Below are 14,840 nucleotides of genomic sequence, written 5' to 3'. Positions count from 1 at the left end.
ACCCGCAAAAACCCAGTATCGACGGGCCCCAGCCCATTGTCCCGCCCCCGCTAACGCGTTAAGGTTCGGCCTCCCCGCTGCGAACAATCTGCTGCTGGGCCGCACGGGGATTGCTGGCGGCCGGCACCCGTGACCTGACGAGTAACACGATGGCTGATTTACCGATCGATGACTTGAACGTTGCCTCCAACGAGACCTTGATCACCCCTGATCAGCTCAAGAAGGAAATCCCTCTCAGCGCCAAAGCCCTGCAGACCGTGACTGCCGGCCGCGAAGTGGTGCGCAATATCCTCGACGGCAAGGACCACCGCCTGTTCGTGGTGGTCGGCCCGTGCTCCATCCATGACATCAAGGCCGCTCACGAATATGCCGAACGCCTGAAAGTACTGGCCGAGGAAGTCTCGGACACCCTGTACCTGGTGATGCGCGTGTATTTCGAGAAGCCGCGCACCACCGTAGGCTGGAAAGGCCTGATCAACGACCCTTACCTGGACGACTCGTTCAAGATCCAGGACGGCCTGCACATTGGCCGCAAGCTGCTGCTCGATCTCGCCGAAATGGGCCTGCCCACCGCCACCGAAGCACTCGACCCGATCTCCCCGCAGTACCTGCAGGACCTGATCAGCTGGTCGGCCATCGGCGCACGCACGACCGAATCGCAGACTCACCGCGAAATGGCTTCAGGCCTGTCTTCGGCGGTCGGCTTCAAGAACGGCACCGACGGCGGCTTGACCGTGGCGATCAACGCCTTGCAGTCGGTCTCCAAGCCGCACCGCTTCCTGGGGATCAACCAGGAGGGCGGCGTGTCGATCGTCACCACCAAAGGCAACGCCTATGGCCACGTGGTACTGCGCGGCGGCAACGGCAAGCCCAACTACGATTCGGTCAGCGTCGCCCTGTGCGAGCAGGACCTGGCCAAGGCGAAGATCAAGGCCAACATCATGGTCGACTGCAGCCACGCCAACTCCAACAAGGACCCGGCCCTGCAGCCGCTGGTCATGGAAAACGTGGCCAACCAGATCCTCGAAGGCAACCAGTCGATCATCGGCCTGATGGTCGAGAGCCACCTGAATTGGGGTTGCCAGGCTATTCCGAAGAACCTGGACGAGCTGCAGTATGGCGTTTCCGTGACCGATGCCTGCATCGACTGGGCGGCCACCGAAAAAACCCTGCGCAGCATGCACGCCAAGCTCAAGGATGTGCTGCCGCAGCGCCAGCGCAGCTAATCCTTGCGCACATGAAAACGCCGGGCAATGCCCGGCGTTTTCATGTGTACGGTGAGGTCTTCAGGCCTTGCTCGAGTGACGCTGCTGACGCTCCATGTAGCGCTCGACGTACGAACAGGACGGGATGACGGTGTAACCCATCTGCTCGGCGTACTCCAGTGCCTTTTCGGTCAAGGCGGCGGCGATGCCGCGCCCGCGCAAGGCGTTGGGCACGAAGGTACGGTAGATGTCCAGCGTCTGCTTGCCCAGGTCCATGTACGTGAGGTACGCCCGGTGACCGTCCACATTGGTCTCGAATTGATGACCCGCCTGGTCATGGTGGATGGTCAGCGTCTCGCTCATCACTACTCCTCGCAGGTCTTGTCGGCAGACCCATACCTTACCGATGTGTTTGTTTCCGGCGGGGAACCTCTGCGCCACCTCTAGGCTTTGCACGAAAAGTGCCTGCGCGACGATCATGCTGCGTTGAAAACAGGCTCGGAATGCTCATTTACAACACGTAAAGTCGAGCGCGACTCCGACCGTTCCTCGCCTGTTTTCGCCTTGCCTGATCGCCGCTCGGCGACTTTTCGTACCAACCCTAGCCCCTTGGACAGTTGCACGACCTTGATCGTTCTGACCCTGGGCACCTACAAATAGTAGGCGGCACACGCGGGGTTGCTCAAGCGCCCGGACTGAAAATCCAACAGCGCGGTTTTGCCACACTGGCCTGGTAGCATGATACGCGCCGAATGCTCTTTGGGCTAAGACGCTCACCGACAGTTGAAGTCACCCTTAGTTCAACAAAAAAGTTCCCGCCCTACAATCGCTTGCGTGCGTCTCACACAATTTTCACAGATGCCCTGCACAGCCCGTCACTGCTGCCCGCTCGCGACATTTTTTTTGCAGTTCTTGCGCTCTGTCAGTTTACTTACTACAAGTAATGGGTACTATGTACGCCGGCCAGTTTCTCTTTTCCGAGAGATGGCTATTTAAATAGAAAGTCCTTGAAGGGGAACACGATGAACAACGTTCTGAAATTCTCTGCTCTGGCCCTGGCCGCAGTTCTGGCTACCGGTTGCAGCAGCGTCTCCAAAGAAACCGAAGCTCGCCTGACCGCTACCGAAGACGCAGCAGCTCGCGCCCAGGCTCGTGCAGACGAAGCCTACCGCAAAGCTGACGACGCTCTGGCAGCTGCTCAGAAGGCTCAGCAAACCGCTGACGAAGCCAACGAGCGCGCTCTGCGTATGCTGGACAAAGCCAGCCGCAAGTAATAATCCTCACGGATTGTTAAGAAGCCGACCCACTTGTGGGTCGGCTTTTTTATTGCCGGGTGAAAGGCAAAACGCACAAACGAAAAGGCCTGCACTAAGGCAGGCCTTTACACGAATCGCGAATGGCTTACTGCAGTTCGGCTGGAATGCTCGAGACCACCGGTGCGGCACCACCATTGACCGGGACGGCGATTTCAACCGGCATGCCATCTTCGGCGGCAACCACATCACGCACCATGTCCCAGTTCATGCGCAAGTTGTTGGCCAGGTCCTCACGCTTGAGCAGCGCATTGATGACCGCGGTGTGCTTGTCGACCACCGACGGGTTGCCTTGGTCATCCAGCGGCGTGTGCGCCTCGAGGTAGACTTTGCCACCACTGACGCCGAACTTGTAAGGCTCGTTGATGATGCGAACCGGCGTGTTTACCGGGACCATCTTCGACAGCGTCAACACGTTGTTATTGAGCATGCGGAAGCAACCGTGGCTGGTGCGCATGCCAATACCGAACTTCTTGTTAGAACCGTGGATCAGGTAACCCGGCACGCCCAAGGTGAACTTGAACGGCCCCAACGGGTTGTCCGGGCCGGCCGGCACCACCGCGGGCAGGATGTCGCCATCGGCAGCGTGCTCCTTGCGAATGGAGGCAGGTGGCGTCCAGGTCGGGTTCGGGGTCTTGGCGGTGATGCGGGTGTTGGCAATTGGCGAACCCCAACCCTCGCGGCCGATGCCCAGCGGGAACGTATGCACCACGTTCTGCCCTTTCGGGTAGTAGTAGAGGCGGTACTCGGCGAGGTTGATGACGATGCCTTCACGCGGCCCGGGCGGCAGGACGTAACGCGTGGGCAGGATGATCTCGGTACCGGCGCCCGGCAACCAGGGGTCGACGCCCGGGTTGGCGGCGATCATTTCGAGGTAGCCCAGGTCGTTGGCGGTACCGATGTCGGCGAAGGTGTCTTCGTACTTGGCCTTGATCACCCGAACCTGGCCGACGACGTCTTCACCAGGAGGGGGCAACGGCAGTTCCAGCGCAACGGCGGGGCCGGCTACCAGCAGGGCGGCCAGGGACAGGCTACGGGTGACGGCGGGAAAGCGCGGCAACATCCGGTAAATCCTTCGAAAGGTCAGTCAAGGGAGTCGATTGTACACCCGTGCACCGGCGAGCGGGAGGCGTCGGCGGCGGGCAAGCGTTTCAGATGATGAAAGGTGCTCAGAGTTGCGGCCAGACCGGGCGCATGCCGTGGCGCTGGGCATCAAGGATGGCCTTGCACAGCGTGCACAGGCGCTCGTCGCGGTAGATGGCGCGCTCCACCACCGACCAGCGCGGTTGCGCCGGCAGCAGGCCGCCGCACAGGGTACGGTCGGCCGGCACACCCAGTTCCAGCTGGCGGGCCGCCAGGTGCACGCGGATCTCCTGGCAGGCGAACAGGTCGAGCTGCTCGTCGGGCTCGATCAGTTGATAGGCGTACAGGGACCAGGCGGGGCGGGGCATCGGGGGCACTCGAATCGGGGGGCGCAACATTAGCCGAAAGCGGCCCCCGATAAAAGCGTCACAGCAAGGGTTTTATCGCCGGCCAGGCATTTTCCAGCAAACGCTGCTGGGCCCCCTGGGCAGGATGAATACCATCGGCCTGCATCATCTCCGGCACCCCACCGATGCCCTCGAGGAAGAACGGCACCAGCGCCACGTTTTTCTCGCCGGCCAGTTGCTCGTAGACCTGGGCGAAGGCCGTCGTGTAGCGCACGCCATAATTGGGCGGCAGGCGCATGCCCAGCAATACGACCTTTGCCCCCGCCTCACGGGCATCGTCGATCATCGAGGCAAGATTTTGTTGCAATTGCTCGGGAGGCTGCCCGCGCAGGCCGTCATTGCCCCCCAGCTCCAGCACCACCAGGCCCGGCTTGTGCGCTGCAAGCAGCGCCGGCAGCCGCGCCTGGCCACCAGCACTGGTGTCGCCGCTGATCGAGGCATTGACCACCTGATCGTCAAAACCCTCGCGCTGCAGGCGCTGCTGCAGGAGTGCGACCCACCCCTGACGGGTATCCAGGCCAAAACCGGCGCTGATACTATCGCCAACGACCAGCACCGTTCCCGCCACCGCGCCCTGGGCCAGGCAACACAGGGCCAGACCGGCACTCAACCACCACATTCGCATCGGATTCTCCATGGGCCCCAGCATTCTCGTTGCGCAGAACCTTAGCAAAGTGGTCCCCAGCGCGGAAGGCGACCTGACCATCCTCCACGCACTCTCCCTCGACCTTGCCCAAGGCGACAGCCTGGCCATCGTCGGCGCCTCCGGCTCCGGCAAATCCACCCTGCTCGGCCTGCTCGCCGGGCTTGATCGCCCCAGCGCCGGCAGCGTCATCCTGGCCGGCCACGACCTCGGCCCGCTCGATGAAGATCAGCGCGCCCGGGTACGCGCCGAACACGTCGGTTTTGTCTTTCAGTCATTCCAGTTGCTCGACAGCCTCAATGCCCTGGAGAACGTGATGCTGCCGCTGGAGCTCGATGGCCGCCGCGATGCCCGCGAGCACGCCCGCAGCCTGCTTGAGCGGGTCGGCCTGGGCAAACGCCTGAGCCACACCCCACGCCAGCTTTCCGGCGGCGAACAGCAACGGGTGGCGATCGCCCGCGCGTTCGCCGCGCAACCTGCGGTGCTGTTTGCCGATGAACCCACCGGCAACCTCGACAGCCACACCGGCGAGCGCATCAGCGACTTGCTGTTCGAACTGAACCAGGAGCGCGGCACCACGCTGGTACTGGTCACCCACGACGAGCGGCTGGCCAGCCGCTGCCGCCGCCTGATTCGCCTGGATGCCGGCCGCCTGGTCGCGCCCCTGGAGCCCTGATGACCCGCCTGCCCTTCCTGCGCCTGTGCGCGCTCTCGCTGCGCCAGCTGCTGCGCGATGCCCGCGCCAGCGAAGTGCGCGTGCTGTTCTTCGCCCTGCTGGTGGCAGTGGCGGCGAGTACCGCCATCGGCTACTTCGGCAGCCGCCTCAATGGCGCGATGCAGTTGCGCGCCAGTGAATTCCTCGGCGCCGACCTGGTGCTGCAAGGCAGCGCGCCGGCAACCGCGCAGCAGATCGCCGATGGCACCGTGCTGGGCCTGCGCCACGCCCAGGTGGTGGAGTTCACCAGCGTGGTCGGCGGCGACAACGGCATTCAGCTGTCGAGCATCAAGGCTGCCGACCCCGCCTACCCCTTGCGCGGCCAGTTGCGCAGCGCCGCCGCGCCCTATGCCGCAGAAACGCCCGGTGGCGGCCCGGCACCGGGCGAGGCCTGGGTCGAGCCACGCCTGCTGGCGGCGCTCGGGCTGTCGGTGGGCGACAGTATCGATGTGGGCATGAAGACCCTGCGCATGAGCCGCGTACTGACCTACGAGCCAGACCGCGCCAACAACTTCTACAGCCTCACCCCACGCGTGCTGATGAACCTGGCCGACCTCGAAGCCACCGGGGTGATCCAGCCCGGCAGCCGGGTCAGCTACCGGGAGCTGTGGCGAGGCGACATCGACGCCCTGGCCCAGTACCGCAAAACCGCCGAAGCGAGCCTGGCAGCCAATCAGCGCCTGCTCGACACCCGTGATGGCAACCGTCAGATCGGCGGGGCGCTGGGCAAGGCCGAGCGCTACCTGAACATGGCCAGCCTGGTGGCGGTGCTGCTGGCCGGTGTCGCCGTGGCCCTGTCGGCCAGCCGTTACGCCGCCCGGCGCCTGGACGCCAGCGCATTGCTGCGCTGCCTCGGCCTGTCGCGGCACCAGGCACTGGGGCTCTACTGCCTGCAGCTGGCCATGCTCGGCACGGTCGCAGCCCTTGGCGGCGCCCTGCTCGGCTGGCTCGCCCAACTGGGGCTGTTCCGCCTGCTCGAAGGCCTGTTGCCCAGCCAACTGCCCCCCGGCGGTGTCGCGCCCGCGCTTGCCGGGATCGGCACCGGGCTGGTGGCCCTGGCCGGTTTCGCCCTGCCGCCACTGGCCGCCCTCGGCCGCGTGCCGCCCTTGCGAGTGCTGCGCCGCGACCTGCTGCCCACGCCAACCAGCAGCTGGCTGGTGTATGGCGCAGCCCTGCTCGCCCTGGGCCTGATCATGTGGCGCCTGAGCCTCGATCTGCTGCTCACCTTCGCCCTGCTGGGGGGCGGCCTGATCGCCGCGCTGCTGCTCGGGGGCTTGCTGCTGCTCGGTTTGCGTAGCCTGCGCCAGCTTCTGGCCGGTGCGCCGCTGGCCTGGCGCCTTGGCCTGGGCCAGCTGTTACGTCATCCACTGGCAGCTGCCGGCCAAGCCCTGGCCTTCGGCCTGATCCTGCTGGCCATGGGTCTGGTGGCGCTGCTGCGCGCGGAACTGCTCGACAACTGGCAGGCGCAACTGCCCAAGGATGCCCCCAACCATTTCGCCCTGAACATCCTGCCTGATGAACGCCAGCCGTTCACTGAGCGCCTGGCACAGATCAACGCGACCTCCGCGCCGCTGTATCCGGTAATTCCTGGCCGCCTCACCCACATCAACGAGCAGCCGGTACGCCAACTGGTGAGCAAGGAGTCCACCGGCGAGCGGGCGGTACAGCGCGACCTCAGCCTGACCTGGGCCGCCGAGCTGCCTCAGGGCAACGCGCTGAGCGCCGGCAGTTGGTGGCAACAGGCGCCGCAAGACGCTGCCATACCTGGCGTTTCGGTCGAGGCAGAACTGGCGCAGAGCCTCAACCTGCAACTGGGCGACCTGCTGACCTTCGACATCGGTGGCCAGCAGCGCCAGGCAAGGGTCAGTAGCCTGCGCACGGTGCACTGGGACAGTTTTCAGCCCAACTTCTACATGATCTTCCAGCCCGGGACCTTACAGGGCTTGCCCGCCACTTACCTGACCAGCTTCTACCTTGCCCCCGGCCATGATCAGGAAGTCGTCGCGCTGTCACGGGCATTCCCGGCGGCGACCATCCTCCAGGTCGACGCCCTACTCGGCCAACTGCGCAGCATCCTCGCCCAGGTGACGCTGGCGGTGGAATATGTGCTGTTGTTCGTGCTGGCAGCGGGGCTGGCGGTGCTGTTCGCAGGCCTGCAGGCAACCCTCGACGAACGCATCCGCCAGGGCGCCCTGCTACGCGCCCTGGGGGCCGCAAGACCGCTGCTGGTCAAGGCCCGGCGTATCGAATTCGGATTGCTGGGGGCCGTCAGCGGCCTGCTTGGCGCACTGGGTTGCGAGCTGATCACCTGGGCACTGTACCGCTATGCCTTCGATCTGCACTGGGCGCCGCACCTATGGCTGCTGGGGCTGCCACTGGCAGGCGCGGTGCTGGTGGGAGGCGCCGGGGTGATCGGCACGCGGCGAGCGCTTAACGCCAGCCCGCTGGCGGTACTGCGCGAAGGCTGAATGCTCAGAGGGGCCGGCTACGGCCTGTAGCTGATGCGGTTGATGTACCAGGTCGCCTCGCCGGTAGGCGTCTGCACCAGCACCTCGTCACCCTCCTGCTTCTTGAGCAGGGCGCGGGCCATGGGCGAGTCGATGGAGATGTAGTCATTACGCCCGTGGATCTCGTCATAGCCGACTACACGGAACGTCAACTGCTCGCTGTCATCGTTCTCGATCTCCACCCAGGCACCGAAGAACACCTTGCCTTCCTGCTCGGGTGAGTAGGCCACGACCTTGACGTCTTCCAGGCGCTTGCGCAGGTAGCGCACGCGGCGATCGATCTCGCGCAGCAGCTTCTTGTTGTACTGGTATTAGGGCCCCAGATCAAAACATACTATTAACAGGGCTAGTCCTCGTAGGATGGCCCGACGATACAAACGCTCCAGATCATCTTCGGTTCGCTTCGTCGTAGATCAAAGCAGAAGCTACCTAGCTTCGGTGCGGTTACGCCGGCTTAGCGACAGCCCTGGGTTGGAGGCGATCAGTACGGCCCGCTCTGTTTTTGGACCGTAAGTAGCCAATTTGTAAGCCCCTTATTGCTGGTCATAAATGAGTGTCTGTGGGCAACTTGATGCTTCCCCAGAGTGCCACCGCGATCATCATCGCCATCAGCAAAAGCATTACAGGAGCGCCCTGAGCGCTCAACACAATGGCCGCAGCAAATGGACCTGCGGCCTGTGCGAGAAGCATGGGCCGCGCCAGTGCTCCCATCCGTGCGCCATATCCCTGGGGGCCAAAAAGCACCAACGGCAATGTGCCTCGGGCGATGGTCAGAATCCCCATTCCCGCGCCGTAAAGTGCCGCTCCAGGAAATGCCAGCCAAGGCACACCAGGGATAAACAGGCAGATGCCGATGAGGCTTACCATCACACCGACGCGAGCCGACCAGCTCGGATGAAGATGCCGGGCAATCGAAAATTCCAGCACCCTGGCAACCACCTGGGCCGGTCCAATGACCATCCCGACTGCCAACACCGTGACCGTTGGCAGACCCAGTTGCTTGAGCGCCGTGAGCAGGTGAACAGACAGGCTGGCCATGACGAAGGCGACTACTGTCAGCAGCCCTGCAACAAGCCAGAAAAGGCGGCGGCTACGTTCATCGAGCGTCACCGACGCCAGCTCTTCCGAGGTTGACTCTTTTCCTGAGCCGAGCGGTTTCGGCACCGCCAGCCAATGAACAGGTAAGCCAACCACAACATGTATCGCAGCAAGTACCAAGCAGGTATCCCGCCAGCCTATCCATGACTCCAGTGCCGCCAACGCGGGCCATCCAACAGTACTGGCAAAGCCGCCAATCAAGGTCAGCCCCGTTATTGCACCCCGCGCACGCTCTCCCAGCAACGTCCCCAGAGTTGCAAATGCCGCGTCATACAAACCCGTGGCCATGGCTACGCCAAGGAGCGACCAAGCCAGGTAATAGAGCCACAGAGAGTTGGCCATCGACATCACCGTGAGCCCAGCACCCAGCATCAGCGAACTGAAAACAAGGACCGAGCGCCCGCCGCGGCGATCAATCAGTCGGCCAGCCAGCGGAGAGCAAAGGCCAGCAACCAGCATGCCCCAGGACAGTCCGCCCACGACAAACGATAGAGACCAGCCCGTATCGCGAGCAATTGGACCTGCCAGGACCGCCGGCAGGTAGAACGTCGACGCCCAAGCCAAGATCTGGGTGATGCCCAAGGTGAACACTAACCGAGCGCGACCCACGTTGGCTGGCAGGAGCTGTTCATGTCGAGTCACGGCAGTCCTTGTTATGGTTGTTAGTAACAACCAATGTAGTCGACGGAGCTCTGAAAGGTCAATCTGATGACCGGTCAGTTGACGAGCGCGCTCATCGCCCATATTGTTGCAGGTAACAACTAACTGGAAATGACATGCTGAACGAGCACAACGACGACCTTAGCCGTGATGCTGAAGACCTCTACGAAGCCCTGAACCAGCTGGTGCGCGTCTACCAGTTCAGGGATCGCGATCGCATCTGCTGCTATGACGTATCCGTCACCCAGTGCTACGCCATCGAGACCTTGGTGAAGCAGGGACCACTACGTCTGCAGGCCCTGGCCGAGGAAATGTTCCTGGACAAGAGCACGGCTAGCCGTGTCGTCGATACGCTGGAACGCAAGGGGTATGTCTCCCGCGTGGAAGATCCGGAAGACCGTCGTGCCGTGCGGGTCCAGGCTACCGAAGCCGGTGCCGACCTGTATGAGCGCATCCGCGATGACCTCATCAATGAAGAAAAGGCGATGATCAGTTGCATGGCACCGGAAGTACGCCAGGGAGCCCTGACGCTCCTGCGGCAGCTGACCCGCGCTGCTGAGGTACGTTGCGGCTTGGCAAACGAGAGTTGCTCAGCGAAGCCGCAAGAATAATGAGGGGGAGATCCCCCTTTTTTATCTAAATTGTTGTTACTACCAACTTAAAAAGGAAGCCAGATGCACATTCGCCCCGCTCAGCTCGGTGATGTTCAGGCCATCGCCGAGATTTACAACCAAGGGATCGATGACCGTAGCTCTACGTTTGAGACCCAGCCTCGGACCGCCATGGATGTACAGCCCTGGGTTGCCGATATGTCTCGCTTCCCGGTGCTGGTCGTCGAGCTAGACGGCGCAGTAGTGGCGTGGGCAAACCTGAGCAGCTACCGGGCGCGCTCCTGCTATGCCGGCATCGCTGATTTCTCGATTTACTTACGGCGAGATGTCCGTGGGCGTGGCATCGGCAAGGCACTGCTGAACGCACTGTTGAGCGAAGCAGAGGCACGGGGCTTCTGGAAAGTCCTTTCCCGCATTTTCACCTTCAACGAAGCGAGCCTTGCGCTCTGCCAGTCCTGCGGTTTCCGGAAGGTCGGCGTCTATGAAAAACACGCATGCCTTGAAGGACGCTGGCTTGATTGCGCCATCGTTGAACGAGTCTTCCCCTCCAACCAACCTGACACAGGAGAACGAGCATGAGCCAATCTGATCTTCCCATCGTAATCATCGGCGCCGGCCCCGTGGGGCTGGCGGCTGCTGCGCACGCAGTGGCCCGGGGTATGAACCCACTCATTTTTGAAGCAGGCGGCCAGGCTGGAGAAAGCATTAGCCAATGGGGCCACGTCAGCATGTTCTCGCCCTGGGAATACAACGTAGACAAGGAGGCTGCAAAGTTACTGTCGGCAACGGGCTGGCAAGCGCCTGATTCCGACACGTACCCCACAGGTCGTGAACTGCTGGATCACTACTTGCTCCCGCTAGCTGAGCTGCCAGTCATCAAGGAACGACTTCATCTGAACTCTCGCGTCACTGCTGTGACGAAAGTCGGCGCTGATGTGCAGAAAACCAAAGGCCGCGAATCTGCCGCGTTCCTGGTGCGTGTTAAAGGGCCAAAGGGTGAGCAAGACATCCAAGCTCGCGCAGTCATCGATGCCTCGGGCACGTACGAGACCCCGAACTGGATGGGCGCATCCGGCATCCCGGCATTGGGAGAGTTGAACGCCAAAGCGCATATTGCCTATGGGATTCCCGATGTCAGCGGCAATGCGCGCGATCGTTATCTCGGGCGCCGAGTGCTGGTTGTAGGTGGCGGACACTCGGCATTCAACGCTCTTCAGGATCTGGTCCAACTGCCCGGTACCCAGGTTTCGTGGGCTATTCGCGGACACTCGCTAGATAAAATTCTGGGTGGTGGTGCCAATGACAAATTGGCCGAGCGCGGCAGCCTGGGTCTGCGAATCCGTGCATTGCTCGAACAAGGAAAGATCTCGCTACACCAGGACATCTCCATCAGCCAGGTCGACACGACCGAACAGGGGCTGGTCGTGCACAGCAATGGCCAAGCTCTGCCAGAGGTGGATGAGATCATCGTCGCCACTGGCTTCCGCCCTAATCTGCAGCTTCTGGGCGAGCTACGACTGGCTATCGACCCGGCTACACAGAGCCCTGTTCAGTTGGCCCCGTTGATCGACCCGAATGAGCACAGCTGCGGTACCGTTCGCCCCCATGGCATCGATGAGCTCTCTCATCCCGACGAAGGCATCTTTATCGTAGGCATGAAGAGCTACGGTCGTGCTCCGACATTCCTGATGATTACCGGGTATGAGCAGGTGCGCTCAATCATGGCCGGGCTTGCAGGCGACTGGGAAGCGGCACGGCGTGTCGAGCTCGAACTGCCTGAAACCGGTGTCTGCAGCCTTCAGTTCGAGGAGCAAGATGAAGCTTCCAGTTGCTGCGCACCCAAGCCCACTACTCAAACCAGTTGCTGTGCATCACCGGAACCCCTGGCAACGCCTTCAGCCCAAAAGTCGAGCTGCTGCACACCGGCAAGCCGCGCATAACCCCATGCTCTGAGACTGCTCTTTCGCCCTGCACGAGTTCAAATCGTGCGGGGCGAAGTGGACAGGTGAGGCAATCGCCTATCGCTCAAGTGCTCAAGCAGCCGCGGCATCAGGTATGCCGCATCAGCTCCAACACCTCGCAGGGTCGCCGAGGCAAAATTCCTTTGCTTGGGCAGACCCACGAAGTACAAGCCAGGCACCTGAATTGCCACGCCGTTTCGCTGTAGCGTACGCCCGTGCCGGTCAACGACTGGGAGCTGCGCCAGAAACTCCTGGTTAGGGCGAAATCCTGTTGCGAATATCAGCGCGTCAATCTGGGTGCTGCTTTTGTCTGGCCAAATCACACCGTCGGGCAGTACCTGCTGGAACATGGCTCTGCGCTGAAGTCTGCCGCTGCTCAGTGCCTTTCGGTACTTGCCGGTGTCGAGCACTGGAGTGCTTTGATCACTCAACCATCGTGTTTGCTCCAACCCGGTGAATTTCAGCCAGGCATGAAAATCGAGTCCAAGAATCCGCTGAGGGAAGAAGCGGATCTTCTCGCGGGTAGCCAGCACTACCTGTGCAACGCCGGCAAGCTCATAGGCAATCTGAACAGCCGAGTTCGCTGCCCCCACAACGACAACACGCTGGCCGGCAAAGGCCTCAGGTGTTCGATAAGCCGAGCTATGCAGACAGTGTCCTGAAAAGTTCTCCAGCCCAGGAATGTCAGGCATGAAAGGACAGCTGAAGCCCCCTGATGCCACTACCACAGCACGCGCAGTGAAAGTCGCTCCGTTGGCGGTGCGAACCTCAAATGCCTTTTCCTTCTGTACGACCGCCACCACTCGGGTACCGCCCTGGAAAGGCAACTGAAACTCGGCGGCGTATGCCTCCAGGTACTGCACCACATCGTCTCGCAGCGGGTAGCCCTTGGGATCGCCAGGAAACGCCCGCCCCGGCAGCGCAGAGTACTCAGCTGGTGAGAACAGCTGCAGGCTTTCGTAGTAGTTACGCCAGTTCCCGCCAAGGGATGCCTGCTCATCCAAGATGAGGAACTCCAAGCCGCGCTGCTGCAAATGCCAGCCAGTCGCCAAACCTGCTTGCCCACCACCGATGACGACCACATCCAGAACGCGATTCGAATCATTCATATGTGCGCACTCATGCATATATAAGGGCAAAAAAAGGCCGGCCTACGGACAGCAGAGCGAAACCAGACCTTTGGTTCGCTGGAGCAGACCCTCCAGACGCTCGACGATCGCCTCGCCATTTACTTCATAGAACACCTGCCTGCCCACCTTGGTAGCCTTCACGATCTTGGCGTCATGCAATACCTGCAGGTGCCTGGAGATCACCGAGCGCTCCTGTGGCAGCTCTTTGGCGATTTCGCCGACATCAGCCCGGCCGAGCAAAAGCACGCGCTTGAAAACCGCGACTCTGGAAGGCTCGCAAAGCGCTTTGAAGAAGGCCTCGTCCAGCGACTCGATGGCGGCGTCGATGGTTTGAGCACGGAGATTTTGGTTGATCGTCATGCGGTCAATATATGTGCATAAACGTGCACATGTAAAGCCACCCATCATCGAGGGCTTGCGATACATTCGGAAAAGCGTATATTCGAAAAACCATATACGCGCAGGGTACCAAGTGATGACTGGCAAGATCCGCGTCCTGTTTGTTTGCACCGCGAACGCCGCTCGCTCCCAGCTCGCCGAAGCTTTGCTCCGACACACAGACCCTATTCACTTCGAAGCCTTCAGCGCAGGTACCCAGCCTGGCCAAGTCGATCCGCGCACCTATGAAGCCCTCGAATATCTCGATATCGATACCAAGGCTCTACGCAGCAAGTCCATCGATGAGTTCGCAGGGGAGCGGTTCGACTACGTGATTACGCTGTGCGACAAGGCAGCCCATGAGTGCCTTACGTTGCCTGCCTTCGGCGAGGTTCTGGCGTGGAACTTCGAAGACCCTGTCACCAGTGACCAACACGATGCCTTCCGACACACGCTTCACGAGATTCATGAGCGCATCAAGATGTTCGTCCTGGTGAAAACCAAACACTGAGAATTGCTATGACTGACTCGCTGACCCCCACCAAGGTTTTCAAATGCCTCGCCGACGAGAACCGCATTCGGATGATGCTGCTGATCGCTCGCGAGGAAGAACTCTGCGTCTGTGAACTGACCTGCGCGCTGGAAGAAAGCCAGCCCAAGGTTTCTCGCCACCTGGCGCAACTGCGCACCTGTGACCTGCTGGAAGACCGCCGTCAGGGCCAGTGGGTTTATTACCGGCTGCATCCATCGCTTCCCGCCTGGGTACGTGAGGTCCTGGCGACGACGCTGGAAGCCAACCGCGAATGGCTAAGTACTAGCACCAAACGACTGGACACCATGGGTGACCGCCCTCAACGCGTCGCCTCCTGCTGCTGATCATTGCCGAGAAAACCCGATGAAAGTTCTGTTCCTCTGCACCGCCAATAGCTGCCGCAGCATCCTCTCCGAGGCTGTTTTCAATCATCTGGCCCCGGCCGGCATGAAGGCCTACAGCGCCGGCAGCCAGCCAAAGGGTGAGGTGCACCCGCTGTCCATCACCGCGCTGCAGCGTGCCGGTATCTCCACCGAGGGCCTCAGCAGCAAGTCCAGTGACGCGCATGCCGAGCTGGCACCGGACTTTGTCATCACT

Annotated in this window: 17 protein-coding genes and 1 pseudogene; 10 read left to right on the top strand and 8 right to left on the bottom strand. The window is 61.6% G+C overall.

Translation table 11 applies throughout. From position 1 onward, the window contains the following. Positions 1 to 149: 149 nt before the first annotated feature. Positions 150 to 1,226, top strand: a complete 1,077-nt coding sequence (locus DM373_RS14355; RefSeq protein WP_110994200.1) for a 3-deoxy-7-phosphoheptulonate synthase — start codon at positions 150 to 152, stop codon at positions 1,224 to 1,226. Positions 1,227 to 1,286: 60 nt separating this feature from the next. Here DM373_RS14355 and DM373_RS14350 read toward each other — a convergent pair whose 3' ends face one another. Further along, on the bottom strand, positions 1,287 to 1,568 hold the full coding sequence (locus DM373_RS14350; RefSeq protein ID WP_110994199.1) for a GNAT family N-acetyltransferase: 282 nt from the start codon (positions 1,566 to 1,568) through the stop codon (positions 1,287 to 1,289). Between the two features lie 659 nt (positions 1,569 to 2,227). Here DM373_RS14350 and oprI point away from each other — a divergent pair. Then, positions 2,228 to 2,479: an outer membrane lipoprotei OprI gene (gene oprI / locus DM373_RS14345; RefSeq protein WP_003259780.1), complete on the top strand. Its 252-nt coding sequence runs from the start codon at positions 2,228 to 2,230 to the stop codon at positions 2,477 to 2,479. Between the two features lie 127 nt (positions 2,480 to 2,606). Here the strand turns inward: oprI and DM373_RS14340 are convergent, their stop codons facing one another. The 3 genes from DM373_RS14340 to DM373_RS14330 all read right to left on the bottom strand — a co-directional run bounded on the left by DM373_RS14340 (position 2,607) and on the right by DM373_RS14330 (position 4,633). Next, complete coding sequence (locus DM373_RS14340; RefSeq protein ID WP_110994198.1) at positions 2,607 to 3,581, bottom strand: L,D-transpeptidase family protein; 975 nt, start codon at positions 3,579 to 3,581, stop codon at positions 2,607 to 2,609. A gap of 106 nt (positions 3,582 to 3,687) precedes the next feature. Then, positions 3,688 to 3,969 (bottom strand): hypothetical protein, encoded by a 282-nt coding sequence (locus tag DM373_RS14335; RefSeq protein WP_110994197.1) that lies wholly within the window; start codon positions 3,967 to 3,969, stop codon positions 3,688 to 3,690. 58 nt (positions 3,970 to 4,027) lie between these two features. Then, positions 4,028 to 4,633 (bottom strand): arylesterase, encoded by a 606-nt coding sequence (locus tag DM373_RS14330; protein WP_110994196.1) that lies wholly within the window; start codon positions 4,631 to 4,633, stop codon positions 4,028 to 4,030. A gap of 10 nt (positions 4,634 to 4,643) precedes the next feature. On the opposite strand from DM373_RS14330, the gene DM373_RS14325 reads away from it, so the two are divergent. Further along, positions 4,644 to 5,327 carry an ABC transporter ATP-binding protein gene (locus tag DM373_RS14325; protein ID WP_110994195.1) on the top strand — a complete coding sequence of 228 codons (684 nt, stop codon included), beginning with the start codon at positions 4,644 to 4,646 and terminating at the stop codon, positions 5,325 to 5,327. Continuing rightward, complete coding sequence (locus DM373_RS14320) at positions 5,327 to 7,834, top strand: ABC transporter permease (protein ID WP_110994194.1); 2,508 nt, start codon at positions 5,327 to 5,329, stop codon at positions 7,832 to 7,834. Before DM373_RS14325 ends, DM373_RS14320 begins: the two co-directional genes overlap by 1 nt. 17 nt (positions 7,835 to 7,851) lie before the next feature. Here the strand turns inward: DM373_RS14320 and greB are convergent. Together greB and DM373_RS14310 are read right to left on the bottom strand one after the other, a co-directional pair. Further along, positions 7,852 to 8,184 (bottom strand): annotated as a pseudogene (gene greB / locus DM373_RS14315) (transcription elongation factor GreB); the annotation flags it as partial. A 232-nt stretch (positions 8,185 to 8,416) separates the two neighbouring features. Continuing rightward, complete coding sequence (locus tag DM373_RS14310; RefSeq protein ID WP_110994192.1) at positions 8,417 to 9,613, bottom strand: MFS transporter; 1,197 nt, start codon at positions 9,611 to 9,613, stop codon at positions 8,417 to 8,419. Between the two features lie 134 nt (positions 9,614 to 9,747). Here DM373_RS14310 and DM373_RS14305 point away from each other — a divergent pair, with 134 nt between their 5' ends. The 3 genes from DM373_RS14305 to DM373_RS14295 all read left to right on the top strand — a co-directional run bounded on the left by DM373_RS14305 (position 9,748) and on the right by DM373_RS14295 (position 12,182). Then, complete coding sequence (locus tag DM373_RS14305; protein ID WP_110994191.1) at positions 9,748 to 10,242, top strand: MarR family winged helix-turn-helix transcriptional regulator; 495 nt, start codon at positions 9,748 to 9,750, stop codon at positions 10,240 to 10,242. A gap of 63 nt (positions 10,243 to 10,305) precedes the next feature. Further along, positions 10,306 to 10,821, top strand: a complete 516-nt coding sequence (locus DM373_RS14300) for an arsinothricin resistance N-acetyltransferase ArsN1 family A (RefSeq protein ID WP_051096008.1) — start codon at positions 10,306 to 10,308, stop codon at positions 10,819 to 10,821. After that, entirely contained in the window at positions 10,818 to 12,182 is a 1,365-nt protein-coding gene (locus DM373_RS14295; protein ID WP_110994190.1) for an NAD(P)-binding domain-containing protein, read from the top strand. The genes DM373_RS14300 and DM373_RS14295 overlap by 4 nt, the downstream gene beginning before the upstream one ends. Before the next feature lie 38 nt (positions 12,183 to 12,220). On the opposite strand, the gene DM373_RS14290 is transcribed toward DM373_RS14295, so the two are convergent. Both DM373_RS14290 and DM373_RS14285 read right to left on the bottom strand, forming a co-directional pair. Continuing rightward, positions 12,221 to 13,312 carry a flavin-containing monooxygenase gene (locus tag DM373_RS14290; RefSeq protein WP_110994189.1) on the bottom strand — a complete coding sequence of 364 codons (1,092 nt, stop codon included), beginning with the start codon at positions 13,310 to 13,312 and terminating at the stop codon, positions 12,221 to 12,223. Positions 13,313 to 13,354: 42 nt separating this feature from the next. Next, positions 13,355 to 13,693: an ArsR/SmtB family transcription factor gene (locus tag DM373_RS14285; protein ID WP_110994188.1), complete on the bottom strand. Its 339-nt coding sequence runs from the start codon at positions 13,691 to 13,693 to the stop codon at positions 13,355 to 13,357. A gap of 115 nt (positions 13,694 to 13,808) precedes the next feature. Here DM373_RS14285 and DM373_RS14280 point away from each other — a divergent pair, with 115 nt between their 5' ends. The 3 genes from DM373_RS14280 to DM373_RS14270 form a co-directional block, all read left to right on the top strand. Beyond that, positions 13,809 to 14,222, top strand: a complete 414-nt coding sequence (locus tag DM373_RS14280; protein ID WP_110994187.1) for an arsenate reductase ArsC — start codon at positions 13,809 to 13,811, stop codon at positions 14,220 to 14,222. Positions 14,223 to 14,230: 8 nt separating this feature from the next. Further along, positions 14,231 to 14,587 carry a metalloregulator ArsR/SmtB family transcription factor gene (locus DM373_RS14275; protein ID WP_051096013.1) on the top strand — a complete coding sequence of 119 codons (357 nt, stop codon included), beginning with the start codon at positions 14,231 to 14,233 and terminating at the stop codon, positions 14,585 to 14,587. A gap of 19 nt (positions 14,588 to 14,606) precedes the next feature. Then, positions 14,607 to 14,840, top strand: a 234-nt coding sequence (locus DM373_RS14270) for an arsenate reductase/protein-tyrosine-phosphatase family protein (protein WP_482822400.1), incomplete at its 3' end; no start/stop codon positions are given.

Origin of the sequence: Pseudomonas sichuanensis (assembly GCF_003231305.1) — a bacterium.
Lineage (GTDB): Bacteria > Pseudomonadota > Gammaproteobacteria > Pseudomonadales > Pseudomonadaceae > Aquipseudomonas > Aquipseudomonas sichuanensis.
This window is presented reverse-complemented; position numbering and strand designations above follow the sequence as displayed.